This is a genomic window from Aeromonas sp. 600948, assembly GCF_049174875.1.
In the GTDB taxonomy this organism is placed as follows: Bacteria; Pseudomonadota; Gammaproteobacteria; order Enterobacterales; family Aeromonadaceae; genus Aeromonas; species Aeromonas veronii_A.
Window position 1 is genome coordinate 48,951 of the sequence record NZ_JAAKTY010000021.1, and the last position, 24,208, is coordinate 73,158.

The window sequence follows — 24,208 nt, forward strand, 5'->3', positions numbered from 1 at the left end:
AACTCTGCGGAGGGAGGAAAAGTGACAGTAGTCAGCGCGGGAAGGGAGAGGGCACTATAGGTGGTTACCGGGAGCCATGTACCCCGGTGAGAAAGACACACTCTGTTTGACGGATCAGGTGTGAACCACTCCCTAGTTTCCCTTGCCAGCTGACTTCGAGCTTGCCGAGGCGGCCCAGATGGCGCAGCTCGAACTCGTAGCGCTGGCAGAGGTTGTCCTGGGGCAGACTCGCCATACCCGCAGGCAGGCGATATTGATAGCGCAGGATTGGCCCATCTTCCAGCTTGCTGGTCACCGGCACCAGCCCCTCTGGGGTGGGCTGCGGCGCCCCGAGCGCACGGCGCAAACTGAGCGGGGCATCGATCGCCTTTTGATAGTGCAGGCCGTTCATCGCCGCCAGCTCCTCTTCCAGTCGTTGCAACTCCCCTTCCAGCCCATTGAGCGCGGCCCCCAGTTGCTGGTGGGTCGTTGACGAGGCGCAGCCACCCAACAACAGGGTGGCAAGCAGCAGGGCGGCTCTGATGGGGGGCACGGCATCTCCTTGGCAATGACGATGAAGCGTGAAGGTCAGGTCGGCTGGCCCTGACTATAGCAGGGGATTGCTGGGGGGCGTCCCCTGCAGCAGTTGCGCCAGACGGGCCAGCCCCTCGCCGACCCGGGCGTCGGTTGCGGGTTGGCTCAGGCTCAGGCGCACCCCCTGCGGAGCGGCAAACTGACCGGCGGCGAAGTGTTCCCCGCTCGCCACGCCAACGTCAAGGGCATCGGCGGCAGCGGCAAACTGCTGGCTGCGCCAGGGCTCCGGCAGCGGCAGCCAGGCGTGCATGCTGCCCGGCTGCCAGCGGGCGGCAGGCAGCAGGTGGCGCAGCAGTTCGCCACGGCGCTTGAGGATCTCCCGCTGCTGCTCGACCAGCGGCATGATCTGGCGCTGACTGACCATTTTGCAGGCGAGCTCGATCAGCAGCGGACTCACCATCCAGCTCGACAGCCGCATGGTCTGGGCGAAGGCGCTGCGCAGGGCGGGGGGCGTCAGCACGAAGCCCACCCGCAGACCGCCGCAGGCGATCTTGGCCAGACTGCCCAGATAGATGACTCGCTCCGGCGCCAGATTGACCAGAGGGATCACAGGTTGCTGGGGCAGCAGGCCGTTGACGTCATCCTCGATGATCAGCAGATCGTGGCGACGGGCGATGGCGACGATGGCCTCTCGCCGCGCCAGACTCATGATGGCGGTGGTGGGGTTTTGCAGGGTCGGGGTGAGGTAGAGCAGCTTGGCCCGGCGGGTACGGCAGGCGGCGTCCAGCGCCTCGGGCAGCAGCCCCTCCTCGTCCATCGCCAGCCCCACCACCTGATTCTTCAGCTGGCGGGCATTGCCCAGCATACCGGGGTAGCTCAGCCCCTCGCACAGGATGGTCTCCCCCACGCAATTGGTCGCCAGCAGCGCCAGCATGATGCCGTGCTGGGCGCCGTGGCTGAATAGCAGGCGATCCTCACTGCAGGCCACCCCTTGCTCCGCCAGCCAATCGACAAACTGCTGGCGCTGATCCGGTCGTCCCGCCTCCTTGTCGTAGCCGAGCAGGGCGTTGAGATCCCCGTCCGCCACTTCCCCCAACATGGGGCGAATGATGGCCGCCCGATCCAGCTGTACCGGCAGGTTTTGCCACAGCTCGATGCGGTGCCCCTCCTCCTGGCGGATCACCCATTCATTGGCGGGATCCGTGTTCGCTCCCTTGACCCAGGTGCCGTGGCCCACCCGGGCGGCCAGCAGGCCGCGCCGCTCCGCCTCGCTGTAGGCGCGGGTGACGGTGCCGACGGTGACACCCAGACGATCCGCCAGGGATCTGTGGGTGGGCAATCGGGTCTGCGGTGGCAGCTCGCCATTCACGATCCCCTGTTCGATCGCTTTGACCAGCTTGAGGTAGAGGGGGCCATCGAAGGCCGTAAGGTCGGGCGTCCAGATTGTCATGGTGACAATAAATCCATTGATCAAAGTTTGTTGTCAATATAGCGTGAATTTCAACCTGACAACAACCAAATAGCACACATTGTATCGATACAATGTGGCAAGAAAGGAGTCACAATATGACGATGGAGTGGTATGTCACCCTGTTCGGTTTTGCCGTACTCACCTGCGGTACGCCGGGGCCCAACAACCTGATGCTGACGGCCTCCGGCGCCAACTTCGGGGTGCGTCGCACTCTGCCACATCTGCTCGGGGTGGGGCTGGGGCAGCCGGTGTTGCAACTGGTGCTGGCGCTGGGGCTTTATCCGCTGTTCGAGCGCTGGCCCCTGCTACGGCTCGGTTTGCAGATCTTCGGCAGCCTCTATCTGCTGTGGTTGGCGTGGCGTATCGCGGTGGCCGGGGCGCCGGGGGATCCGGCCCGTAGGGCCCGTCCGCTGACCATGCTGGAGGGGCTGGGCTTTCAGTTCCTCAACCCCAAGGCGTGGATGATGGGGATCTCCGCCATCAGTCTGTTCAGCCTGCCCGGCGCCAGTTACTGGTCGAGTCAGCTGGCGGTGATGGTCATGTTTGCGCTGGTGGCCCTGCCGGTCTGCTTTGTCTGGGTACTGTTCGGCCATCAGCTGAGCAACTGGATAAGCTCGGATCGGGGCTGGCGGCGACTCAACGGTTCCCTCGGCCTGCTGACGGCGCTCTGCGTAGTCATGCTCTGGTATTGAGCCGTGCTGCGCTGATGGGGGAGGTGGCCGAGAAAGAGGCATTTCTGGCTTGTCGCCACGGGGTTGGCTCTGCATATTAGAAGGCTTTCCCCATAACGGGGGCGTTGCATCGACAAGAGGTTGAGATGGATCTGAACTGGTTACTGCCCCTGGCGGGGTTTGCCCTGGTTACCTGCGGCACGCCGGGGCCCAACAATATGTTGCTCACCAGCGCCGGCGCAGCGCAGGGGTTTCGCCGCACGATTCCCCTGCTGGTTGGGGTGGTCGGGGGGATCAATCTGATGATCCTCGCCACCGCGCTGGGGCTTGGCGTGGTGTTCGAGAAGGTGCCGCTGCTGCACGACGGCCTCAAGATTATCGGCTCGGCCTATCTGCTCTGGCTGGCGTGGAAGGTGGCGACCGCCAGCGGCCCGGCCGAGGGGAACCGGCCGCTCATTCCCGCTCATCAGGGGGCCATGCTGCAACTGCTCAATCCCAAGGCATGGATGATGGCGCTCTCCGCCATCAGCGGTTTCACTCTGGCGGGGGAGGCTTACTGGCCCTCCGCGCTCTGGGTGTTGGTGATCTTCTTTATTACCGGCCTTTACACCGGGGCGTTCTGGGTGCTTTTTGGTGCCCAGGTGCGACAAATCATTCGCACCGCCCGGGGTTGGCGGCGTTTCAATCTCGGCATGGGGCTGGCGACGGCCGCCTGTGTCGCGATGATCTGGATTTAGCCCGGGGTTGACCCGGGCCTTTACCGGCTGTCTTGTTGGCCCTGCGGGGCCTTTTTTATCTCGATCCCGTGACCTTGCCTGCAAGGTGGCGTGGTTCTGCCCTCCCTTGGGATAAAAGGAGTTCCTATGAAATGTATCGGTCTGCTGGGTGGCATGAGCTGGGAGTCCACCGTCAGTTACTATCAGGCGCTCAACCGCGGGGTGCGGACACAGCTCGGCGGTTTACACTCGGCGCGGGTGCTGCTCAACAGCGTCGACTTTGCCGGTATCGAGCGGTTGCAGCATGCCGGTGACTGGCCCGCTACCGCCCGCCTGCTGGCGGCCGAAGCGCGCAAGTTGCAGGATGGCGGCGCCGATTTCTTGCTGATCGGCACCAACACCATGCACAAGGTGGCGCCCGAGATTGAGGCAGCCATCGATATCCCGCTGCTCCATATCGCCGATGCTACCGCGGCCAAATTGCAGGCGGACGGGATAACCCGGGTCGGCCTGCTCGGCACCCGCTTCACCATGGAGCAGGATTTTTACAAGGGGCGCTTGCAGGATCGCTTCGGGTTGGCGGTGCTGGTACCCGATGAGGCCGGGCGGGAGCGGGTACACAGGATCATCTATGACGAGCTCTGTCTGGGGGAGATCCGTGCATCGTCGCGGGCCGAGTATCTGGCGATTATCGAGGGGCTGGCAGCCGCGGGTGCCGAGGCGGTGATCCTCGGCTGCACCGAGATTGCCCTGCTGGTGGGGGATGCCAGAGCCGCCGTGCCGCTCTACGACACCACTGCCATCCATGCCGAAGCGGCGGTCGCGCTGGCACTGGCAGCCGATTAATAAACTGGTCAGATCTCACTATTCATGCTTGTCTCATACCCCTTGCCATAAAAGCGTGTAAAATTGCGCCCTGAATTTTCCCCGGCCAACGCGGGTTGGCTGCGGTTTCCTAGCATGCAAGGCTGACATTGTGACTGAAGTAGATAGATTCGCGGATATTCGCCCCTACCGCGATGAAGAAGTGCCGGCAGCCATCGAACGGCTGATCCAGGATGATGAATTTATCGGCGCCATCGCCAAGTATCGTTTCGGTTCCCTGATGAGCTGGCTGGGTTGGGCCATCCGCCCGATGATCCGCCTGTTCCTGCGCCGCAAATGGTCAAAAGTGACCACTGTGCATCAGGTCCAGATGGGGGTCACCCGGTATATGTCCCGCATGATCGCCACCTCCACCAAGGGGGTGACCTTCTCCGGGATCGAGCATCTGAAGAAAGAGCAGGGCTATCTGTTTGTCTCCAACCACAGAGACATCGCCATGGACCCGGCGTTCGTCAACTGGGGGCTGCACACCCACGGTTTCGATACCGTGCGCATCGCCATCGGTGACAACCTGCTGCGCAAACCCTGCGCCACCGAGCTGATGAAGCTCAACAAGAGCTTTATCGTCAAACGCTCCGCCAAGGGGCCGCGGGAGATGATGAAGGCGCTCGGCGAGCTGTCTGCCTATATTGGCAACTCGGTCCACGAAGGTCACTCCATCTGGATTGCCCAGAAGGAAGGACGCGCCAAGAATGGCGATGACAAGACAGATCCCGCCATCCTCAAGATGTTTTACGTCGACGGCAAGAAGCAGAAGATCGACTTCGTCGACTACATGCGCAGCCTCAATATCGTGCCGGTCAGCATCAGCTATGAGCTGGACCCGACCGACAAGGCGAAGGCGCGCGAGCTCTACGAGAAGTCGGTCAACGGCAGCTACGAGAAGGGCGAGTTCGAGGATATCGAGAGTATCGTCGCCGGTATCGTCGGCATGAAGGGGCGGGTACACGTCTCCTTCGGTGCGCCGATCACCGAGGGCTTCAGCGATCCGGATGAACTGGCCGCGCTGATCGACAAGGCGATCTGGAGCAGTTACCACCTCTTCCCCAGCAACTATCTGGCGGCAGATGTCTCCGGCAAGGCCAACACCATCGAGCAGGCGGCCTTCCTGACCCGTCAGTCAGAGGTGCCGGAAGAGCACAAGGCGATCTGGCGAGCCATGTACGCCAAACCGGTGGAAAACGCCAAAAAGGCTTGAATGAAACCGGTTGTTAAACGGTTTTGCGAAAAAAACGGGCGCTGATGCGCCCGTTTTTGCGTCTGGTCAAAGTCGAGGGGGAAAGGGTGGTGAATAATATGGTTTCAGCTGGTACGATCACTATGAAAATGGGATTATGTCTCTTGGCAAGGTGCTGACGAGTGTGTAACAGTGCCCATATAGCTGAACATGAGCAAAAGCTCTAAACCGGTTTGCACGGATTGCAGACGGCATTATTGAAGGACCTGTCACAGGTCCTTTTTCATTGGCTGGCAAAGATGCCGCCCAGATATACCTAACAGGAAACAGACGCCATGATCACCGGTAGCCTGAACACCCTGCAGCGGACGCCGCTGCCCGCCCCGCTGGCTCGCATCATGGCCGAGGTGGTGAAGAGCGTGGCTCACTGGGGTGACGCTCCGCTCGGCAAGACCGAGATTGATGGCCTCAACCTGTTCTGTCTGGTGAGCGAGGATCTGACCGAGCCAGCCGCGGATCGCCGTGGCGAATTCCATCAGCAGTATCTCGATATCCAGTTGCTGCTGCGCGGTGAAGAGTGGATTGGTGTGGGCCCCCACGACTATGTGAGCGACGGCGCCGACCATCCCCATCCTGACCTCTGGTTTGTCGATGACGAGCAGACCAGCTATCTGGCGCTGCAACCGGGCGATTTCGCCATCTTCTGGCCGGGCGAGCTGCACCGCCCGCTCTGTACCTTCAACCAGCCCGCCAAGGTGAAGAAGCTGGTGGTCAAGGTACACAAGGATCTGCTGGCTATCGCCTGAGCATTCCCATTGAGGCGAGCCCTGCGCAGCTGATGCGTTGAGACTCGCAAGCATTGAAACCAGTGATACGCACCACAGGTTGCGATGACTCTTTCAAGAGCAAGAATTGAAAAATTGGACGCACCCTCCTGCGACCATAAGCCCCCGGCAGGGGAATCCCATCCTCTTTTGGATGACACGACACTGTCGGCATAAAGCCGAAGCACAGGAAGATGTAGAAAATGAGCAAGTTGGTATTGATCCTTAACTGCGGTAGCTCTTCCCTGAAATTTGCCGTAATGGACGCCGAAACAGGTGAGGACATGCTGTCCGGCCTGGCCGAATGCTTCAATCTGGATGATGCACGTATCAAATGGAAACTCCACGGGGTCAAGGGCGAAGCCATGCTGGGAGCGGGTGCCGCTCACCAGGAGGCCCTCGACCATATCGTGGGTCATATCCTGCCGCAGGATCCGACTCTTGCCGAGCAACTGGTGGCCATCGGTCACCGAATCGTACACGGTGGCGAGCAGTTCTCCCGCTCCGTGCGCATTGATGACGGCGTGATCGCCGGTATCGAAGCCGCCATTCCGTTCGCCCCGCTGCACAACCCGGCGCACCTCATCGGTATTCGCGCCGCGCTGAAAGTGTTCCCGCAGCTGTCCGAGAAGAACGTGGCCGTCTTCGACACCGCTTTCCACCAGACCCTGCCGCAAGAGGCCTACCTCTATGCGCTGCCGCACAAGCTCTACCGCGAACACGGTATCCGTCGTTACGGTGCCCACGGTACTTCTCACCGCTACATCGCGGAAGAAGCCGCGAAAGAGCTGGGCAAGCCGTTGAATGAACTGAACATCATCAACTGCCATCTGGGTAACGGTGCCTCTGTCTGCGCCATCAAGAACGGCGAATCCGTAGACACCTCCATGGGTCTGACTCCGCTGGAAGGTCTGGCTATGGGTACCCGCTCCGGTGATATCGATCCGGCCGTGGTCTTCTTCATGCACGACCAGCTCGGTTACAGCGTGGAGCAGATCAACCACACCCTGACCCGTGAGTCCGGTCTGCTGGGGATGACCGAAGCGAGCAGCGATTGCCGCTACGTCACCACCAACTACGCTACTGACGCCGGTGCCAAGCGCGCGCTGGATGTCTTCACCTACCGTGTGGCCAAGTATGTCGGCGCCTATGCCGCTGCGATGGACGGTCGTCTGGACGCCGTGGTCTTCACCGGCGGTATCGGTGAGAACGCCGCCATGGTGCGCGAGATGGTGCTGGCGCGTCTGGCCCTGTTCGGCTTCAAGGTGGACAAAGAGGCCAACAACGCCGCGGTACTGGGTGGCGAAGGTCGCATCACCACCGCCGACAGCCGTTGCGCTATGGTGATCCCGACCAACGAAGAGCTGGTCATCGCCCGCGATGCCCTGAGCCTGGTCTGCTAAGTCAGCCTCGCTTTGAAACAACGCCCGGCCTGTGCCGGGCGTTGTCATTTCTGGCGTACGCCGATTTGACATGGGGGAGGGGAGCGGTACCCTGACCACCACTGTTTTTGCAGCCAGCGGGCTGCCCGGTTCGGGAGAGAGCAATGAAAGAGGCGTTTTTTAACTGGTTGTCGGGCCTTGGGGTGGAAGTGACCAGCATGATGGCGCTGGTGATCGCGCTGGGCTTTATCGTCATCACCTCGTTGCTGCTGCACATGGCGCTGCACCGGGTGCTGCTGGTCCGGCTGGTGGGGATCCTCGGCAAGGCCAAGCAGGTGTGGCTGCCGCCCCAGCTGCAACAGCGCCTCTTCAACCGGCTCGCCTTCGTGCTGCAAGGGGCCGTGCTGCTTGGTCAGGCGGAGATCTGGCTGCCCCGTCAATCGGATAGCCTCAAGCTTATCGAGATGGTGGCCCAGCTCTGGATCTTGCTGTTCCTGCTGCTGGCCTTCTTCGCCCTGCTCGACTGCCTGTTGTCGGTGAGCCGCTATACCCGCCTTGGTCGGGATTTGCCCCTGCGCGGCATCTTCCAGGGGGCCAAGCTGGTAGGCAGCATTCTGGTGGGCATCCTGATGATCGCCCTGCTGCTCGGCAAGTCGCCGCTGTTCCTGTTCAGCGGTCTGGGCGCCATGACCGCAGTGCTGATGCTGGTGTTCAAGGACCCTATCCTCGGGCTGGTGGCGGGGATCCAGCTCTCCGCCAACCGGATGCTGAGTGTCGGTGACTGGCTGCAGATGGACAAGTACGGCGCCGATGGCGAGGTGACCGACATCGGGCTTACCACGGTCAAGGTATCGAACTGGGACAAGACCATCACCACCATTCCTACCTATGCCCTGATCTCCGACTCTTTCAAGAACTGGCAGGGGATGACCGAGTCGGGTGGCCGCCGTATCAAGCGCAGCGTCAATATCGACATGACCAGTGTGCGTTTTCTGACGGCCGAGGAGCAGTTGCAGCTCAAGCAGGCGCAACTGCTGGCTCCCTATCTCAGCCGCAAGGAGCAGGAGCTGAGCGCTTACAACCAGCAGCTGAGCGATGCCCTGAGCTGCCCCATCAACGGCCGTCACCTCACCAACCTCGGCACCCTGCGCGCCTATCTGGATGCCTACCTGCGTGCCCACCCCGGCATTCGCAAGGACATGACCCTGATGGTGCGCCAGCTGGCACCCACGTCAGACGGTCTGCCGCTGGAAATTTACTGCTTTACCGCGACAACGGCATGGGCCGATTACGAAGGGATCCAGGCCGATATTTTCGACCATATCTTCGCCATCATTGAGCAATTTCATCTGCGGTTGCATCAATCTCCCACAGGTTACGACATGCGTGCCTGGCAACGGGGATAAACAGGGGAATGGGGCGGGTCGAGGACGTGGAAAAAACCGCATATTAATCATCGAACCGTCGCCACTTGTCAGTTGAAATTTGCCGTGCAGAGGAGAAAAATGGCGGCCTTCTCTTCGCGCCCCTGATCCCCTCTTGATCAGCTGCCAGCCCAGAGACGTCACTTCAAGTCATCATCATGGGAAAGTTATGAAGCTCCTTCGCAATAGTGTGGCAACACTCTGCTACAGCCTGCTGCTGACCGCTGCGCCGGTTTTCGCTGTTGAATATGCTCTGCCTGCGGCCAACAGCCGTCTGGTAGGGGAAAATCTGGAATACGTGGTTCCGGCCGAAGAGAACGGCCAGCCGCTGGAGGCCATTGCGGCCAAATTCCAGCTGGGGCTCACCAACATGACCGAAGCCAACCCCGATGCGGATCCCCTGCTGGTACAGACCGGCGAGAAGCTGGTGATCCCCCAGCAACTGATCCTGCCGGATGCACCCCGTGAAGGGATCGTGCTGAACGTGGCCGAGATGCGCCTCTACTACTACCCCAAGGGTAAAAAAGTGGTGGAAGTGCTGCCCATCGGCATCGGCCAGCTCGGCACCGACACCCCGGAAAACTGGGTGACCAGCGTGCAGCGCAAGAAAGCGGGCCCGACCTGGACCCCGACCGCCAAGATGCATGCCGAATATGCCGCCCGTGGCGAGAGCTTGCCTGCGGTATGGCCAGCCGGCCCGGACAACCCCATGGGTCTGTTTGCCCTCTACATCGGCAAGATGTACGCCATCCACGGTACCAACGCCAACTTCGGCATCGGCCTGCGGGTGAGCCACGGTTGCGTGCGTCTGCGCAACGACGACATCGCCTACCTGTTCAAGCAGGTACCGGTCGGTACCCGCGTCCAGTTCGTCAACCAGCCGATCAAGGCCTCTCTCGAGCCCAACGGCGTCCGCTATCTGGAAGTGCACCAGCCGCTGTCGCGCAGCGAAGAGGAGTTCAACTCCAAGCTGCCGGCACCGCTGCCGATGACCCCGGCGGTGACCCGCTTCATTGCCCACGCCGACAGCGACTCCCAACTGGTGAAGCAGGCGCTGGAGCAGCGCAACGGCATGCCGATGGCGATCAACCGCTAACGGCAAATCCTCGTCATGACAAAGGGCGAACAGCATGCTGTTCGCCCTTTGTGTTTCTGCTGTGCTGACTCAGCTTCGCAGCAGATTTGCCTGCAGCTCGCTGCCGAGCTGATCGAGCAGCTGATAGCGCGCCTTGTAGCTGGCCCGCTTGCGGGAGGGGATCTCCTCCAGCGTCTTGCGGGGCACTTCCAGCGGCAGGCTCATCCAGAGTTCATCCTGCACGCTGCCCTGATGCTCCTGCCACAAGCCGTCGAGGTCGAACTTGACCCGATCGGCGGTGCGCTTGCTGCTCTGATAGACGTGGCTTTGGGTGCGGATCCCGAGCAAGCTCTTGCACGCCAATCCCTGGGCCAGCTCGGCGGCCATATAGACCAGCAGCGACATGGGGCGCAGCCCGCCGCACGCCTTGGTGACCTGCTTGATCTCCTCGCTCTGCCCCTTGCCGCCCTGCAGCGAGCAGATCTCGAGGGTCGGGTTCGGTGCGGGGCGCAGATTGAGGGCCATGTAATAGAGGGCCGCGTCACCCAGCTTGAGGGTCAGGCTCATCTCCCCCTCTTTGCCCATGTGGGTTTGGTAATCCAGTTGCAGGGTCAGCGGTGCCGTCAGCTTGTCGCTCTGCCACTGGGCCAGCAGCAGGCCGCGCCCGCTGTAGATTGCCAGTTGTTGCGCCTTGGGCAGCTGACGTGCCAGCTGCTGGTAGTGGCCGCTGATAAGCCCGGCTCGCAGGCGCTTGCGGAGCCCCTTGTGGCGATAGGGGTGGATCGGCTTTTCCAGAATATCGGGGAAGCGGCTGATCGCCTGCGCCAGCAGCGGTTGCTCCTGCTGCTGGCGATAGAGGGCGCGGGCGCCGGGATTGAGCCAGAGACGCCCCACATACTTGGCCCGTCGGATGAGATGACCCGACTCCTCCACCGGATGAAGGCGGCGGGCGAGGGTTCGCAGGTGTGACAGATGAGATGACATGGTGCCGACCTCTGACTGGTGTGATGAGACAGGGCGGGGAGTGTAGGAGCGGGGCGCTGGCTTGTAAAAAAATGGATAGTAACAAAATGTGAAAACATAACGCTCAGTAGCGGCTGGCACAGCGAGGTGACCGTCACGGCCACGGCAGGAAATCTGGCGCCATCCTCTTGATGCGGCAGATGATTTGATGCGCAAAGGTTTTTATTGTGTTTTGTGTTTGTTAAAAGTGGTTGAGCTGGCGCGAACGGCTGATTAAGCTAGGCCGGTTTTTTAGGGATGAGCCCGTCACCAGAGCGGGCATAAAATGACACAAAACGGAGTTTCGCATGACAGCTAGCACACCCATGTTAATCACCTTCCTGGTGTATATCCTCGGAATGGTGTTGATCGGCTTCGTCGCCTATCGCGCCACCCGCAACTTTGATGACTACATTCTGGGTGGTCGCCGGATGGGGAGCTGGGTCACTGCTCTCTCTGCCGGCGCCTCCGACATGAGCGGCTGGCTGCTGATGGGCCTGCCCGGCGCCGTCTTCGTCAGCGGCATCTCCGAGAGCTGGATCGCCATCGGTCTGGTCATCGGTGCTTACCTCAACTGGCGCTGGGTAGCGGGTCGCCTGCGGGTACATACCGAGAAGAACCGCAACGCCCTGACCCTGCCGGACTATTTCACTTATCGCTTTGAAGATCACAGCAAAGTGCTGCGCATTCTCTCGGCGCTGGTGATCCTGCTCTTCTTCACCATCTATTGCGCCTCCGGCGTGGTGGCCGGTGCCCGTCTGTTCGAGAGCACCTTCGGCATGGATTACAACACCGCCCTCTGGGTCGGTGCCGCCGCCACCATTACCTACACCTTCTTCGGCGGCTTCCTCGCGGTGAGCTGGACCGATACGGTGCAGGCGACCCTGATGATCTTCGCCCTGATCCTGACCCCGGTCTTCGTCATCATCGCCGTCGGCGGGGTGGACAGCGCCATGATCGAGGTGGCCGCCAAGAGCGCCACCAACCTCGACATGTTCAAGAATCTGGATGTGATCGCCATTGTCTCGCTGATGGCCTGGGGCCTTGGCTACTTCGGTCAGCCCCACATTCTGGCCCGTTTCATGGCGGCGGATTCCCACCACTCCATGGCCAATGCCCGCCGTATCAGCATGACCTGGATGGTGTTCTGCCTCGCAGGCGCGGTGGCCATAGGCTTCTTCGGGCTGGCCTACTTCGCCCGCTTCCCGGAAGTGGCGGCTGGGGTGACCGGCAACCCGGAGCGGGTCTTTATCGAGCTCTCCAAGATCCTGTTCAACCCCTGGATCGCCGGTGTGCTGCTCTCCGCTATTCTGGCGGCGGTGATGAGCACTCTAAGTTGTCAATTACTGGTCTGCTCCAGCGCCATTACCGAGGATCTCTACAAGCCCTTCCTGCGCAAGAATGCCTCCCAGCGTGAGCTGGTGTGGGTGGGTCGCCTGATGGTGCTGCTGATCGCCGTGATTGCCATCGCCGTTGCCATGAATCCGGAAAACCGGGTGCTGGGGCTGGTGAGCTACGCCTGGGCCGGTTTCGGTGCCGCCTTTGGTCCCGTGGTGCTGCTCTCGGTGCTCTGGCCGAGAATGACCCGCAACGGCGCGCTGGCCGGCATGCTGGTCGGTGCTATCACAGTCATCGTCTGGAAGCAGTTCGGCTGGCTGGGGCTGTATGAGATCATTCCGGGCTTCCTGTTCGCACTGCTGGCCATCGTGGTGGGCAGTCTGCTGGGCGAAGCGCCCTCAAAAGCGATGCTGGAGCGTTTCCGCGATGCCGAGGAGGAGTACAACACTCCGGCCGAGAGCGCGGGAGAGCCGGTCGTGGTGAACTGATCCCCCTTACCGCTTTCTGATTGAGAGCCCCGCCCCCGGACAAGGAGCGCCCTGGTTGGCCATCCTTGCACCGGTTTGGCGGGGCTTTGTGCTATCTGATTCACTCTTGGGCACTTTTTTATGTTCGGCCGGTGGCTCCCGGGTGCTCGCTTTCTTTTGTCTTGGCACCGAATATGGGACACTAGGCCGCCTGAAGGAGACCTAGTGCATGCGGCTATTCACCCTGATCCTGATCCTCCTGCTGGGGGGACTGCAATATGACCTCTGGCTGGGGAAGAACGGGCTATCCGATTATCAGAACCTGTCGGAGGCCATCTCGCAGCAACAGCGGGACAACCAGACTCTCAAGGATCGTAACGACCTCATTTACCGCGAGATAGATGATCTAACCTCTGGCCTCGAGGCCATCGAGGAGTTGTCGCGCAACGATCTGGGTTACATCAAGCAGGGGGAGACCTTCTACCGGATCATCCCCAAAGAGAAAGACAAAGAGACAGCGCCGGACGATGAGCCCTACGATGACTGATGCCAGCCGGGTATCCGGCCTGACGGCGATCGTCCCTGCCGCCGGTATCGGCAGCCGGATGGGGGCCGATTGCCCCAAGCAGTACCTGCAACTGGCGGGTAAAACCATTCTCGAACATACCCTGGAGCGGCTGCTCTCCCACCCGGCCATCGCCCAGGTGATCGTGGCGCTGGCGCCCCATGATCGCTGGTTCGAGGCCCTGTCCGTGGCGGCCGACCCGCGGATTGTGCGGGTAGAGGGAGGCGCCGAGCGCGCCTTTTCCGTCCTCAATGCTCTCCATGTGGCGCAAGGGGAGTGGGTGCTGGTGCACGATGCGGCCCGCCCCTGCCTGACTCACGGCGATCTCGATGCGCTGATTGCCACGGCCATGAACTGTGGCGGTGCCATTCTCGGCAGTCGGGTGCGCGATACCATGAAACGCTCCGATGGGGAGGGCAATATCATCGCTACCGTCGAGCGCGAGCAGCTCTGGCATGCCCTGACGCCGCAGATGTTCCCGACCCGTGCCCTGAAACGGGCGCTCGAAGAGGGGTTGCTGCTGGGCGCCACCATCACCGACGAGGCCTCCGCCATGGAGCGGGCCGGATTCACGGTGCAGATGGTGGAGGGGCGCGCCGACAATATCAAAGTGACCCGGCCGGAAGACTTGTCGCTGGCGGGGCTGTTTTTAAGCCAGCAGGCATAAGCCCCTCAGTCAGAACAGACCGTTCAGAGCAGAGTGTCTCGAACAAACAGGCCCGAACAAGGAGTTAGCATGATCCGGATTGGACATGGTGTGGACGTACACAAAATTGATGGGGTTGGTTTCAGCATGTTGGGAGGTTGCCGCTGATGATGCGCATTGGTCATGGTTTTGATGTCCATAAATTTGGTGGTGTTGGCCCCTGCATGCTGGGTGGCGTGCCGGTTCCCTACGAGCAGGGGCTGGTTGCCCACTCTGACGGCGATGTGGTGCTGCACGCGGTAAGCGATGCCCTGCTGGGGGCCATCGGTGCCGGTGACATCGGTCGCCACTTCCCCGATACCGCTGCCGAGTTCAAGGGGATCGACAGTCGCATTCTGCTGCGTGATGTCTTTGCCCGGGTACAGAAGGCGGGGTATGCCATCGGCAACCTGGATGTGACCATCATCGCCCAGGCCCCCAAAATGGCCCCCCATATCGACGCCATGTGCGCCGTGCTGGCCGCCGATCTGCAATGTGATTTGAACCGGGTGAACGTCAAGGCGACCACCACCGAACAGCTTGGGTTTACGGGGCGCAAGGAAGGGATCGCCACCGAAGCCGTCGTCCTACTGGTGAAACAATAATGCTGGAACAACTTGCCTATCTGCACGGGGTGCCCACTGCCCGCGGTATCCTCAAGGCCGAGGCCGCCGACTTCGTGGTCAATGAAGATCTCGGCTTCGAGCCTTGCGGTGAAGGGGAGCACATCTTCGTCCGTGTGCGCAAAACCGGCGAAAACACCGCCTGGGTGGCGGGTCTGCTGGCCGATGCGGCCGGTGTCAACCGCAATGCGGTGACCTGGGCGGGCCTGAAGGATCGCCACGCGGTGACCGAGCAGTGGTTCGGCATTCACCTGCCGGGCAAGGCCGAGCCGGATTTGTCGGTCATCGAGAGCGACAGCATCCAGATCCTGCAAGCCAGGCGTCATAACCGCAAATTGCGGGTCGGCTACCTCAAGGGCAACCATTTCACCCTGCGTCTCACCGGTCTGGAGCAGGCCGACGGGCTGGAAGCGCGCCTGCAGGCCATCGCCACTCAGGGCGTACCCAATTACTATGGTGAGCAGCGTTTTGGCCGCGATGGCAACAATCTGGAAGCGGCCAAGGCGATGTTTGCCGGCAAGCGGATCAAGGATCGCAACAAGCGTTCCCTCTACCTCTCTGCCGCCCGCAGCATGCTGTTCAACGCCATTGTCAGCGCCCGTATCGAGCAGGGGCTGGCCCATCAGCTGCTGGCCGGTGATTGCGTGATGCTCAAGGGTAGCCACTCCATCTTCAGCGAAGAGAGCGTGACCCCCGAGCTGGAAGCGCGTCTTGCCTCCGGCGACGTGCAGCTGACTGCGCCCCAGTGGGGCCGTGGCCGTTTGGCCAGTCAGGGTGCCGCTGCCGAGTTCGAACAGGGCGTGCTGGCTCCTTACAGCGATTGGTGTGACGGGCTGGAGAAGGCGGGGCTGGATCAGGACAGGCGCCCGCTGCTGCTCAAGCCGGAGCAGATGAGCTGGCAGCTGGACGGCGAGGCGCTGACCCTCTCCTTCTTCCTGCCGGCGGGCGCGTTTGCCACCAGCGTGGTGCGCGAGTTAATGCAGGCCGAAGAGGCCGATCACGGTTTCAGGAATCAGACCGATGCGAATTCTGGTCAGTAATGATGATGGTGTGCATGCCGAGGGGATTCGTGCCCTCAGCGAGGCGCTGCGCGCCTGCGGCGAGGTCATTGTGGTGGCGCCGGATCGCAACCGCAGCGGCGCGAGTCACTCCCTGACGCTGGAAGTACCGCTGCGGGTTACCCGCATTGCAGAAAACGGCTTTAATGGGTGCGAGAGCTATGCGGTGAAGGGGACGCCGACCGACTGCGTGCATCTGGCGGTCAACGAGCTGGTGCGCCCTGAACCCGACATGGTGGTGGCCGGCATCAACCACGGTGCCAACCTGGGGGATGATGTCATCTACTCGGGCACGGTCGCCGCGGCCACCGAGGGGCGCCATCTTGGCTACCCCTCCATCGCCATCTCGCTGGTGGGCAAGACCCACTTCGCCACGGCGGCCCACTACGCGGCCCTGCTAGTGAAGGGGCTGATGAAACACCCCCTGCCTGCCGATCAGATCCTCAACGTCAACGTGCCGGACTTGCCCCTCGAGCAGATCAAGGGGATCAAGACTACCCGCCTTGGCAATCGCCACCGGGCGGAGTCGGTGATCTGCACCGAGGATCCCCGTGGCCAGCCCATCTACTGGATCGGCCCCCCCGGTAGCCAGCAGGATGCCGGTAACGGTACCGATTTTGCTGCCATTGAGCAGGGCTATGTCTCGATTACCCCCCTGACCATCGATATGACTGCCTACGACAGTCTCGCCGGTCTGGGGGCCTGGTTAGATCTGCAGGGATGAGGGTGGTGTGATAGTACAGCGCCTGTTAAATCAGCTCATTGCGCAGGATATTCGCGATTTTCGCGTGCTGGCGACCATCGCGAAAGTGCCGCGCCAGCTGTTCGTGGACGAGGCCATGGCGCACAAGGCGTGGGACAACACCGCCCTGCCCATTGGCCACGGCCAGACCATTTCGCAGCCCTATATGGTGGCGCGAATGACCGAGTTGCTGATGCAAAACAATCCGGCCCATGTGCTGGAGATTGGCACTGGCTCGGGCTACCAGACGGCGATCCTCGCCCATCTGGTGGAGCATGTTTATACCGTGGAGCGGATCAAGTCGCTGCAGTTCCAGGCCAGACGCCGACTACGCCAGCTCGATCTGCACAATGTCTCGGCCAAGCACGGCAACGGCTGGCTGGGGTGGCCCAACAAGGGGCCTTATGACGCCATTCTGGTGACGGCCGCGGCGAGCGAGATCCCGACGGCACTGACCGATCAGCTGGCCGAAGGGGGCCGACTGGTGTTGCCCGTGGGTGATAGCCAGCAAACCCTGCAACTGATCGAACGATCCGGATCCCAGCTGACCAGCCGTATTCTGGAGCCGGTACGTTTTGTTCCCCTGATTGACGGAGATGTTGAGTGAAGTTGTTTTCCCGTTTGTACGTACTGGTGATGCAGTGGGCTCGCCACAAGCATGCGCCCTGGTATCTCTCCATCACCGCTTTCATCGAGTCGGTATTCTGGCCGATCCCGGTGGATGTGATGCTGGCGCCGATGGCGCTCGCCAAGCCCCACAAGGCGTGGCACTACGCCACGCTGGCTACCGTCTTCTCTGTGCTGGGTGCCCTGTTTGGCTATGCCCTTGGCTATGCCCTGTGGGATCCGGTCGTGCTGCCACTGGTGGAGTCTGTGGGCTATCAGGACAAGATCGAAATCGCTCGCAACTGGTTTGAGCAGTGGGGGATCTGGGTCATTTTCATTGCCAGCTTCACCCCTATCCCCTACAAGGTGTTTACCGTGACGGCAGGGTTGTTGCAAATGGCTCTGCTGCCCTTCATCATCACCTCCCTCATCGGTCGTGGCATGCGCTTTTTCCTGGTTGCGGGCCTGATGCGCTGGGGTGGCGAGAAGATGGAACGCAAACTGATGCACTACGTAGATGTGCTCGGTTGGCTCTGTATTGGTCTGGCCGTGGTGGCCTATTTCTGGTTTAGTCGTTAAGGATCCATTATGCGTTCGCGTATTTGGCAAGGAAGCAGTGTCGTGGTGTTGTCATGGCTGCTGCTTGCCTGCTCCTCCAGTAAAAATGCAGCTCCGGTAGATGGTGTTGATGAGGGGCAGTTTGTCTCGACCATTCCGGCTCGCCAAAGCGGTGCCCAGGTCAGCGCCCCCATTCAGGGCGGCAGCTATGTGGTGAAACGGGGCGATACCCTCTACTCCATCGCCTTCAACTCCGGCAACGACGTGCCGTCGCTGGCCAGCCTCAACAACATCAGCCCGCCCTACAACATCTATCCGGGGCAGCGACTGCGACTCGATGGTTCCAGCGCCAGTGTTGGCAGCAGCCGCAGTGCCGGTACCTATGAGGTGCGCCGCGGCGATACCCTGAGCAGCATCGGCCGCCAGTTCGGCATGACGCCGCAGGCGCTGGCCCAGAGCAATAACCTGAGCGCCCCCTATGCGCTGCAACCGGGTCAGGTGCTCAATGTCCAGACCGCAGGCGGCGGTTCGACCCAGATGGTGGCTGCGACTCGTCCGGCAACCGTGACGCCGGTGGCCGTGAGCCGTCCGAGCAGCGGTCCGCGTCCGTTGGCCGAGCCGAGTGGATCTGGTCAGACCACGCCGTTCATCTCTCAGAAATCCGTTGCTCCGGCAGCACCGAAGGAATACGCTCAGTCCAAAGAACAAAAAATAAACAACTCCCAGTCGAGACTTGCTTGGCACTGGCCCGCAAAAGGCCGGATTGTCGAGGGGTTCTCTGTTGCAGAACAGGGTAACAAAGGGATCGACATAGCCGGCCAGAAGGGGCAACCCGTCTACGCCGCCAGCAGCGGTAAAGTGGTATACGCTGGCAGTGCTTTAAGGGGGTACGGCAAGCTGATTATCCTCAAGCATGATGATGACTATCTCTCCGCTTACGCACACAACGACGAGTTGCGGGTGAAGGAAGGGGACAGCGTCAAGGGGGGCTCGGTCATTGCCAACATGGGTAGCACGGACGCGCCGGATGTGCGATTGCATTTCGAGATCCGGTACAGAGGCAAGTCGATCAATCCGATGAGCTATTTGCCAAAGCGTTAACCCCAGAGAGACCGTCTTACTCTGGTAACGTCAGGGAGACACACCATGAGCCAAGAACAACTGGTAATGCAGGATGCAGAGTTAGAGTTTGACGCTGAACCCGAATCTCATGAAGTAGAAGAGTTGCAGGAGGTAGCCGCCGAGGCGGAAGATATTATCTCCGATGAGTTGCTGGCACCGGAACTGAACAAGGTGATGGATGCCACGCAACTCTATCTGGGGGAGATAGGTTTCTCCCCGCTGCTCACTGCCGAAGAGGAAGTCTACTACGCCCGTCGTGCCTTGCGCGGTGACAAAGCCGCCCGCAAGCGCATGATCGAGTCCAACCTGCGACTGGTGGTGAAAATCGCCCGCCGTTACAACAACCGTGGCCTGGTGCTGCTGGATCTCATCGAAGAGGGCAACCTCGGTCTTATCCGCGCGGTCGAGAAGTTTGACCCCGAGCGCGGCTTCCGTTTCTCTACCTATGCTACCTGGTGGATCCGCCAGACCATAGAGCGGGCCATCATGAACCAGACCCGCACCATCCGTCTGCCCATTCATGTGGTCAAAGAGTTAAACGTTTACCTGCGCACCGCGCGCGAACTCTCTCACCGTCTCGATCACGAGCCGACCGCCGAGGATATCGCCTTCGCGCTGGATCGTTCGGTGGATGACGTGAACCGCATGCTCAAACTCAACGAGAAGATCACCTCGGTGGACACCCCCATTGGTGGCGATCGCGACAAGGCGCTGCTGGATGTGCTCTCCGACGAGCGCGGCATGGGGCCTGAGTTGGAGTCACAGGAAGATGATATGCGCAGCAGCATTGTACACTGGCTGGAAGAGCTCAACCCCAAGCAGCGGGAAGTGCTGGCCCGTCGTTTCGGTCTGCTGGGTTATGAGCCTGCCACCCTCGAGGATGTGGGGGCCGAGATTGGCCTGACCCGCGAGCGGGTACGCCAGATCCAGGTGGAGGGGCTGCGCCGTCTGCGGGAGATCCTGCTGAGCCAGGGGCTCTCCATCGAGGCGCTATTTCGTACCAATTAAGCATCCGCACCAATTAAGTCTGCACCAGCTGATCAGCGCATCAGCCAGATAGCACGAGGGGAGCAATCGCTCCCCTCGTTTTTTATTGCCTGTCGTCTGGTGATGGCTTTGCGGTTATACCAGCTCGGCCAGCATGGTGTCGGCGTAGGGCACCAGCGCTTCGCCCTTCTTCACCTTGGTGAGGTAGTCCGGGTTGGCGATAAGCGGACGGCCGATAGCCACCAGATCGAAGCGGTTAGCCTCGATGGCCGCTGCGGCGCGCTCGGCGTCGTAGTTGCCCACCCCGACCAGATTGCCCTTGTAGTGGGCGCGCAGATAGTCGGAGGCGCGGCCACCCAGATAATCGAAGGTGAGGTTGTCATCAAAGATGCCGAGGTGGATATAGGCCAGCGGGCGATCGTTGAGCTTGCCCAGCAGATAGTCGAACACGGCGCGATCTTCCGGGCTGCCCGCCAGATGGACATAGGCACCAGGGGAGAGACGAATGCCAACCCGATCACCACCGATGCGGGCGCTGATGGCATCGACCACTTCCAGCGCGAAGCGGCTCATCTTTTCCGGGCTGCCACCGTAGTTGTCGGTGCGCAGGTTGGTGGAGTGGTGCAGGAACTGGTCGATCAGGTAGCCGTTGGCACCGTGGATCTCTACCCCGTCAAAGCCCGCCTCGATGGCGTTGGCAGCGGCCTGGGCGTAATCCAGCACCAGCTGGGCGATTTCCGCCTCGGTCAGGGCACGCGGCACCTGATAGGTCAGCTCGCGCATGCGGGGCACAGTGCCCTCGTGCGCCACGGCAGAGGGGGCCAACACTTCAGCCTGATGGAAGAAGGGGTGGGAGAGGCGGCCGACGTGCCACAGCTGGGCGAAGATCTTGCCGCCCTTGGCGTGTACGGCGCTGGTCACTTTCTTCCAGCCATCGATCTGCGCCTGGGTGAAGAGGCCCGGGGTATTGGGGTAGCCCTGCGCGTCGGGGCGGATGATGACGGCCTCGGAAACAATCAGGCCGATGTCGGCGCGGCGGCCGTAATAGGCAGCCATCTGCTCGGTCGGCACCAGACCTGGGCCTGCCATGCAGCGGGTGAGCGGGGCCATCATGAAACGGTTGGCCAGGGTCAGAGTGTCATTGAGTCGATACGGCTGAAACAGGGTATTCATGATAGGTTGTCCTGAACGGGTTATTCTTGAACGTGCATTCAAGACGTTTTTTACGTCGGGCGCAAGCTTTTTTTGAATGAGCGTTCAAGAAGGTTGGCCCGAGCAGGCGGCTGGGGTAAACTTGCCGCCCTTTCCAGCCACTCTTTATCGGCGGGCCCTGTTGCCCCTTGCCGGTGAACCATTTCCCACGGGAGGAACCATGCGCATAGCCGAGTTTGATCGGGACGAGGTACTGCGAAATGCCATGGAAGCGTTTCGCGCCAAGGGATATGCCAAGACCACCATGCAGGAGCTGGTGGCCGCCACAGGCCTCCATCCGGGCAGCATTTACGGCGCCTTTGGCAACAAGCGAGGCCTGCTGCTGGCGGCGGTGGATCATTATGTCGAGGGCAAACGCACCCTGCGCCGCTCCCTGCTCGACAACCCGAGCCCGCTGGCGGGCCTTGCGGCCTATCTCGACCGGATTGTGGGGGAGGCGCTCTGCGGCTCCTGTCTGGTGACTCGCACCATGATGGAGCTGAGCGAGCAGGATGAGGAGCTGACCCAGCGGGTCAAGGGGATCTATGGCGAGCTGGAGCAGGATCTGGCCGAGTTGCTGACGCAGGCGCAGGCCAAGGGCGAGCTGGCCCCGGATAGCAATATCCACACCCTCACCGCCCTGCTGCTGATCAACCTGCAGGGTCTTATTACCTTCGCCCAGTGCCGCCCCGATCGCCCCCTGCTCGACGATGTAGTCGCCCAGCTGATGCGGGCCCTGCGGGCGTAACGCGATACCGCAGAAACAACAGTGGCTCCCTCGGGAGCCACTGTTGTTTTCGGGAAGTGCATTCCGCTTTACCTCGGCCCCACCAGCTCTTTCATCAAATCTTTCAGCCACACCAGCGCCGGTTGCTGGGCGTGCACGGGGTGCCAGACGCAGTTGAGGTGGTAGTCGGGCACGTCTTCGGGCAGCGGCAGGCTTTTCAGCGGCCAGTGGGTGGCGAGCAGCTCGGCCACCATGCTGGGCAGCACCAAGAGGTGATCGCTCTGGCTGACGATGGCGGCGGCGGACATATAACTCTGGCTGTTGACCGAGATGGTGCGGCTAAAGCCCTGACTCTTCAGATAGCGGTCGAGGCTCGCCTCCGAGGTGCCAAGGGGCGAGTGGAACACATGGGGCATGGCGATAAGCTGCTGCAAGGTAATGCGCTCCTGCCACTGGGAGGGGTCATCCTCGGCACCGGCGGGGGCCGATTTGGCAATGGGCAGATCGGCGCGCACCAGTCCGGCCAGCGGCTCGGTGAGCCAGGTCTCCTTGCCGAGATACCCCGGCACCTGCATGTACTCGTCAAAGCCGAGCACCAGATCGATCTCGCCGCTTGCCAGCTCGGCTTCGGGCAGAGTGTCGCGCAGGATGCGGATCTCGATGGTGACCCCCGGCGCCAGCCGTCTGAGCCGCTGAATAAGCGGCGGGATCAGCACGCACTCCACGTAATCTGTGGTGCAGAGCACGAAGCGCCGCTTTGACTGGCTCGGCTCGAACTCCTCTTCCTCGGTGAGCTGCTGCTCCAGCAGCCGCAGCGCCTGCTGCACCCCGAGGTGCAGCCGCTGGGCGCGCGGGGTCGGCAGCATCCCCTGCGGGGTGCGCACCAAGAGCGGGTCGCCGAGAAAGGTGCGCAGCCGGTTAAGGGAGTGGCTCATGGCGGGCTGGCTGATAAAGAGCGCTTCGGCGGCGCGGGTAACGCTCCCTTGCGTCATCAGGGCGTCAAACGCGAGCAGCAGATTGAGGTCGAGCTGGTGCAGTTTCATGGGGGGATTATTCGCCGTGTTTATGGGACAATCCATCCTATTCATTTGATGGATGGGGGCGCAACGTCTTACTCTGCGACCCACTCTTATTTTTCCGGGTTCCCGCGCCGCATCTGGCGTAAACGGGGGCCTCAATCCATGCAAGGAGCCTTGCGATGAGCATCAAGACCATTAACTCCACGCCGGCCGCCGACGGCTTCACCATGCCCGCCGAGTGGGCGCACCAGCAGGCCGTCTGGATGATCTGGCCGTTTCGCCCGGACAACTGGCGCGTAGCCGGTCGCTTCGCGCAAGAGACCTTCGCCAAGGTGGCCGATGCCATCGGTGGCGCGACTCCGGTCTTTATGGGGGTACCGGCACAGTTTATGGAGCAGGCCCGCGCCATCATGCCCGCTCACGTCACTCTGGTCGAAATGGACAGCGATGACTGCTGGGCCCGCGATACCGGCCCCACCATCGTTACCAACGCTGCCGGCGAGTGCCGTGGGGTGGATTGGGGCTTCAACGCCTGGGGTGGTCACAAGGGCGGTCTCTACTACCCGTGGAATCAGGATGAGGAAGTGGCAGCCCAGATGCTGGCCCAGCACGGCATGGCTCGCTACGATGCGCCGCTGATTCTGGAAGGGGGCTCCATCCATGTTGATGGCGAAGGCACCTGCCTGACCACCGCCGAGTGCCTGCTCAACGAAAACCGCAACCCGCACCTGACCAAAGAGCAGATCGAAGCTCACCTGCGCGACTATCTGGGCGTCACCAGCTTTATCTGGCTGGACGAAGGCGTCTACATGGACGAAACCGACGGCCACATCGACAACATGTGCTGCTTCGTGCGTCCGGGTGAAGTGGCGCTGCACTGGACTGACGATCAGAACGATCCCCAGTACGCCCGCTCCGTGGCCGCCCTCAAGGTGCTGGAAGCGGCAGTCGATGCCAAGGGTCGCAAGCTGAAAGTGTGGAAGCTGCCCCAGCCGGGCCCGCTGTTCTGCACTGAAGAGGAGTCAGCCGGCGTCGAGAGCGGTACCGGTGTGCCGCGTGAGGCAGAAGGCCGTCTGGCCGGTTCCTACGTGAACTTCCTCATCACCAACGATCGCATTGTCTATCCGCTGCTGGATGCTGCCACCGATGGCGAAGCCCAGCGCATTCTGGAAGAGATCTTCCCGGACCACACCGTAGTCGGCGTGCCGGCCCGCGAGATCCTGCTGGGCGGTGGCAATATCCACTGCATTACCCAGCAAATCCCCTCAGGGAAGTAAGAACCTGTTCCAAGCCAGCTGAGGTTGGTATTCAAAACCCCACACAGTGGGGTTTTATCCCTTGATAGTGTGATGGTCGCTGGCGCTGATGCGGCGATCATCA

At 61.4% G+C, this 24,208-nt stretch carries 25 protein-coding genes; 20 read left to right on the forward strand and 5 right to left on the reverse strand.

The genetic code is table 11. The features are described from left to right. Positions 1-64: 64 nt before the first annotated feature. Positions 65-532 carry a hypothetical protein gene (locus tag G5182_RS16340; protein ID WP_227341360.1) on the reverse strand — a complete coding sequence of 156 codons (468 nt, stop codon included), beginning with the start codon at positions 530-532 and terminating at the stop codon, positions 65-67. Between the two features lie 54 nt (positions 533-586). Next, positions 587-1,963, reverse strand: coding sequence for a PLP-dependent aminotransferase family protein (locus G5182_RS16345; RefSeq protein WP_227341359.1), 1,377 nt, complete (start codon positions 1,961-1,963; stop codon positions 587-589). A 116-nt stretch (positions 1,964-2,079) separates the two neighbouring features. On the opposite strand from G5182_RS16345, the gene G5182_RS16350 reads away from it, so the two are divergent. From G5182_RS16350 to G5182_RS16385, 8 genes are all read left to right on the forward strand, one after another. Continuing rightward, entirely contained in the window at positions 2,080-2,676 is a 597-nt protein-coding gene (locus G5182_RS16350; protein WP_040068356.1) for a LysE family translocator, read from the forward strand. 125 nt (positions 2,677-2,801) lie between these two features. Next, positions 2,802-3,392 (forward strand): LysE family translocator, encoded by a 591-nt coding sequence (locus tag G5182_RS16355; protein WP_075114588.1) that lies wholly within the window; start codon positions 2,802-2,804, stop codon positions 3,390-3,392. A gap of 126 nt (positions 3,393-3,518) precedes the next feature. Then, positions 3,519-4,217, forward strand: coding sequence for an aspartate/glutamate racemase family protein (locus G5182_RS16360; RefSeq protein WP_421254538.1), 699 nt, complete (start codon positions 3,519-3,521; stop codon positions 4,215-4,217). 130 nt (positions 4,218-4,347) lie between these two features. Continuing rightward, positions 4,348-5,454: a 1-acyl-sn-glycerol-3-phosphate acyltransferase gene (locus tag G5182_RS16365; RefSeq protein ID WP_005362790.1), complete on the forward strand. Its 1,107-nt coding sequence runs from the start codon at positions 4,348-4,350 to the stop codon at positions 5,452-5,454. Between the two features lie 314 nt (positions 5,455-5,768). Then, positions 5,769-6,239 (forward strand): YhcH/YjgK/YiaL family protein, encoded by a 471-nt coding sequence (locus G5182_RS16370; RefSeq protein ID WP_019445320.1) that lies wholly within the window; start codon positions 5,769-5,771, stop codon positions 6,237-6,239. Positions 6,240-6,460: 221 nt separating this feature from the next. Beyond that, the gene (locus G5182_RS16375) at positions 6,461-7,660 is read left to right on the forward strand and encodes an acetate kinase (RefSeq protein WP_005335525.1); all 1,200 of its coding nucleotides are present in this window, start codon (positions 6,461-6,463) and stop codon (positions 7,658-7,660) included. Positions 7,661-7,803: 143 nt separating this feature from the next. Beyond that, positions 7,804-9,045, forward strand: coding sequence for a mechanosensitive ion channel family protein (locus tag G5182_RS16380; RefSeq protein WP_101529604.1), 1,242 nt, complete (start codon positions 7,804-7,806; stop codon positions 9,043-9,045). A 187-nt stretch (positions 9,046-9,232) separates the two neighbouring features. Further along, positions 9,233-10,159, forward strand: coding sequence for a L,D-transpeptidase family protein (locus tag G5182_RS16385; RefSeq protein ID WP_005354531.1), 927 nt, complete (start codon positions 9,233-9,235; stop codon positions 10,157-10,159). 69 nt (positions 10,160-10,228) lie between these two features. Here G5182_RS16385 and G5182_RS16390 read toward each other — a convergent pair whose 3' ends face one another. Further along, complete coding sequence (locus tag G5182_RS16390; protein WP_421254539.1) at positions 10,229-11,122, reverse strand: VirK/YbjX family protein; 894 nt, start codon at positions 11,120-11,122, stop codon at positions 10,229-10,231. A gap of 326 nt (positions 11,123-11,448) precedes the next feature. On the opposite strand from G5182_RS16390, the gene putP reads away from it, so the two are divergent. The 10 genes from putP (at position 11,449) to rpoS (ending at position 19,912) form a co-directional block, all read left to right on the forward strand. Further along, positions 11,449-12,966 carry a sodium/proline symporter PutP gene (putP, locus tag G5182_RS16395; RefSeq protein WP_026035040.1) on the forward strand — a complete coding sequence of 506 codons (1,518 nt, stop codon included), beginning with the start codon at positions 11,449-11,451 and terminating at the stop codon, positions 12,964-12,966. A 208-nt stretch (positions 12,967-13,174) separates the two neighbouring features. Then, a complete protein-coding gene (gene ftsB, locus G5182_RS16400) occupies positions 13,175-13,492 on the forward strand; it encodes a cell division protein FtsB (protein WP_005335520.1) in 318 nt (105 codons plus the stop codon). Further along, the gene (gene ispD, locus G5182_RS16405) at positions 13,485-14,177 is read left to right on the forward strand and encodes a 2-C-methyl-D-erythritol 4-phosphate cytidylyltransferase (RefSeq protein WP_323912894.1); all 693 of its coding nucleotides are present in this window, start codon (positions 13,485-13,487) and stop codon (positions 14,175-14,177) included. Before ftsB ends, ispD begins: the two co-directional genes overlap by 8 nt. Positions 14,178-14,323: 146 nt before the next feature. Continuing rightward, positions 14,324-14,800, forward strand: coding sequence for a 2-C-methyl-D-erythritol 2,4-cyclodiphosphate synthase (gene ispF / locus G5182_RS16410; RefSeq protein ID WP_005335518.1), 477 nt, complete (start codon positions 14,324-14,326; stop codon positions 14,798-14,800). Next, positions 14,800-15,858 (forward strand): tRNA pseudouridine(13) synthase TruD, encoded by a 1,059-nt coding sequence (gene truD, locus G5182_RS16415; protein ID WP_236294577.1) that lies wholly within the window; start codon positions 14,800-14,802, stop codon positions 15,856-15,858. Before ispF ends, truD begins: the two co-directional genes overlap by 1 nt. Next, the gene (gene surE, locus G5182_RS16420) at positions 15,839-16,600 is read left to right on the forward strand and encodes a 5'/3'-nucleotidase SurE (RefSeq protein WP_421254540.1); all 762 of its coding nucleotides are present in this window, start codon (positions 15,839-15,841) and stop codon (positions 16,598-16,600) included. The genes truD and surE overlap by 20 nt, the downstream gene beginning before the upstream one ends. Before the next feature lie 7 nt (positions 16,601-16,607). Then, on the forward strand, positions 16,608-17,225 hold the full coding sequence (locus tag G5182_RS16425) for a protein-L-isoaspartate(D-aspartate) O-methyltransferase (protein WP_005335507.1): 618 nt from the start codon (positions 16,608-16,610) through the stop codon (positions 17,223-17,225). Then, the gene (locus tag G5182_RS16430; RefSeq protein ID WP_005354505.1) at positions 17,222-17,803 is read left to right on the forward strand and encodes a YqaA family protein; all 582 of its coding nucleotides are present in this window, start codon (positions 17,222-17,224) and stop codon (positions 17,801-17,803) included. Before G5182_RS16425 ends, G5182_RS16430 begins: the two co-directional genes overlap by 4 nt. Positions 17,804-17,812: 9 nt before the next feature. Continuing rightward, a complete protein-coding gene (locus G5182_RS16435; RefSeq protein ID WP_042081491.1) occupies positions 17,813-18,883 on the forward strand; it encodes a LysM peptidoglycan-binding domain-containing protein in 1,071 nt (356 codons plus the stop codon). A gap of 45 nt (positions 18,884-18,928) precedes the next feature. Next, the gene (rpoS, locus tag G5182_RS16440; protein WP_005362773.1) at positions 18,929-19,912 is read left to right on the forward strand and encodes an RNA polymerase sigma factor RpoS; all 984 of its coding nucleotides are present in this window, start codon (positions 18,929-18,931) and stop codon (positions 19,910-19,912) included. A gap of 114 nt (positions 19,913-20,026) precedes the next feature. Here the strand turns inward: rpoS and G5182_RS16445 are convergent, their stop codons facing one another. Beyond that, the gene (locus G5182_RS16445; protein WP_160881992.1) at positions 20,027-21,064 is read right to left on the reverse strand and encodes an alkene reductase; all 1,038 of its coding nucleotides are present in this window, start codon (positions 21,062-21,064) and stop codon (positions 20,027-20,029) included. Between the two features lie 199 nt (positions 21,065-21,263). Between G5182_RS16445 and G5182_RS16450 the strand changes: the two genes are divergently transcribed. Further along, entirely contained in the window at positions 21,264-21,830 is a 567-nt protein-coding gene (locus G5182_RS16450) for a TetR/AcrR family transcriptional regulator (protein ID WP_021229505.1), read from the forward strand. A 68-nt stretch (positions 21,831-21,898) separates the two neighbouring features. On the opposite strand, the gene G5182_RS16455 is transcribed toward G5182_RS16450, so the two are convergent. Next, positions 21,899-22,852 (reverse strand): LysR family transcriptional regulator, encoded by a 954-nt coding sequence (locus G5182_RS16455; protein WP_033115874.1) that lies wholly within the window; start codon positions 22,850-22,852, stop codon positions 21,899-21,901. 155 nt (positions 22,853-23,007) lie between these two features. Here G5182_RS16455 and aguA point away from each other — a divergent pair, with 155 nt between their 5' ends. Next, positions 23,008-24,105 carry an agmatine deiminase gene (gene aguA / locus G5182_RS16460; RefSeq protein WP_421254541.1) on the forward strand — a complete coding sequence of 366 codons (1,098 nt, stop codon included), beginning with the start codon at positions 23,008-23,010 and terminating at the stop codon, positions 24,103-24,105. Positions 24,106-24,208: the final 103 nt, after the last annotated feature.

Coding starts and splice junctions, on each gene's coding strand:
- G5182_RS16345 (WP_227341359.1), bottom strand. CDS start 1,963: ATGACAATCTGGACGCCCGACCTTACGGCCTTCGATGGCCCCCTCTAC.
- G5182_RS16350 (WP_040068356.1), top strand. CDS start 2,080: ATGACGATGGAGTGGTATGTCACCCTGTTCGGTTTTGCCGTACTCACC.
- G5182_RS16355 (WP_075114588.1), top strand. CDS start 2,802: ATGGATCTGAACTGGTTACTGCCCCTGGCGGGGTTTGCCCTGGTTACC.
- G5182_RS16360 (WP_421254538.1), top strand. CDS start 3,519: ATGAAATGTATCGGTCTGCTGGGTGGCATGAGCTGGGAGTCCACCGTC.
- G5182_RS16370 (WP_019445320.1), top strand. CDS start 5,769: ATGATCACCGGTAGCCTGAACACCCTGCAGCGGACGCCGCTGCCCGCC.
- G5182_RS16375 (WP_005335525.1), top strand. CDS start 6,461: ATGAGCAAGTTGGTATTGATCCTTAACTGCGGTAGCTCTTCCCTGAAA.
- G5182_RS16380 (WP_101529604.1), top strand. CDS start 7,804: ATGAAAGAGGCGTTTTTTAACTGGTTGTCGGGCCTTGGGGTGGAAGTG.
- G5182_RS16385 (WP_005354531.1), top strand. CDS start 9,233: ATGAAGCTCCTTCGCAATAGTGTGGCAACACTCTGCTACAGCCTGCTG.
- G5182_RS16390 (WP_421254539.1), bottom strand. CDS start 11,122: ATGTCATCTCATCTGTCACACCTGCGAACCCTCGCCCGCCGCCTTCAT.
- putP (WP_026035040.1), top strand. CDS start 11,449: ATGACAGCTAGCACACCCATGTTAATCACCTTCCTGGTGTATATCCTC.
- ftsB (WP_005335520.1), top strand. CDS start 13,175: ATGCGGCTATTCACCCTGATCCTGATCCTCCTGCTGGGGGGACTGCAA.
- ispD (WP_323912894.1), top strand. CDS start 13,485: ATGACTGATGCCAGCCGGGTATCCGGCCTGACGGCGATCGTCCCTGCC.
- ispF (WP_005335518.1), top strand. CDS start 14,324: ATGATGCGCATTGGTCATGGTTTTGATGTCCATAAATTTGGTGGTGTT.
- truD (WP_236294577.1), top strand. CDS start 14,800: ATGCTGGAACAACTTGCCTATCTGCACGGGGTGCCCACTGCCCGCGGT.
- surE (WP_421254540.1), top strand. CDS start 15,839: ATGCGAATTCTGGTCAGTAATGATGATGGTGTGCATGCCGAGGGGATT.
- G5182_RS16435 (WP_042081491.1), top strand. CDS start 17,813: ATGCGTTCGCGTATTTGGCAAGGAAGCAGTGTCGTGGTGTTGTCATGG.
- rpoS (WP_005362773.1), top strand. CDS start 18,929: ATGAGCCAAGAACAACTGGTAATGCAGGATGCAGAGTTAGAGTTTGAC.
- G5182_RS16445 (WP_160881992.1), bottom strand. CDS start 21,064: ATGAATACCCTGTTTCAGCCGTATCGACTCAATGACACTCTGACCCTG.
- G5182_RS16450 (WP_021229505.1), top strand. CDS start 21,264: ATGCGCATAGCCGAGTTTGATCGGGACGAGGTACTGCGAAATGCCATG.
- G5182_RS16455 (WP_033115874.1), bottom strand. CDS start 22,852: ATGAAACTGCACCAGCTCGACCTCAATCTGCTGCTCGCGTTTGACGCC.
- aguA (WP_421254541.1), top strand. CDS start 23,008: ATGAGCATCAAGACCATTAACTCCACGCCGGCCGCCGACGGCTTCACC.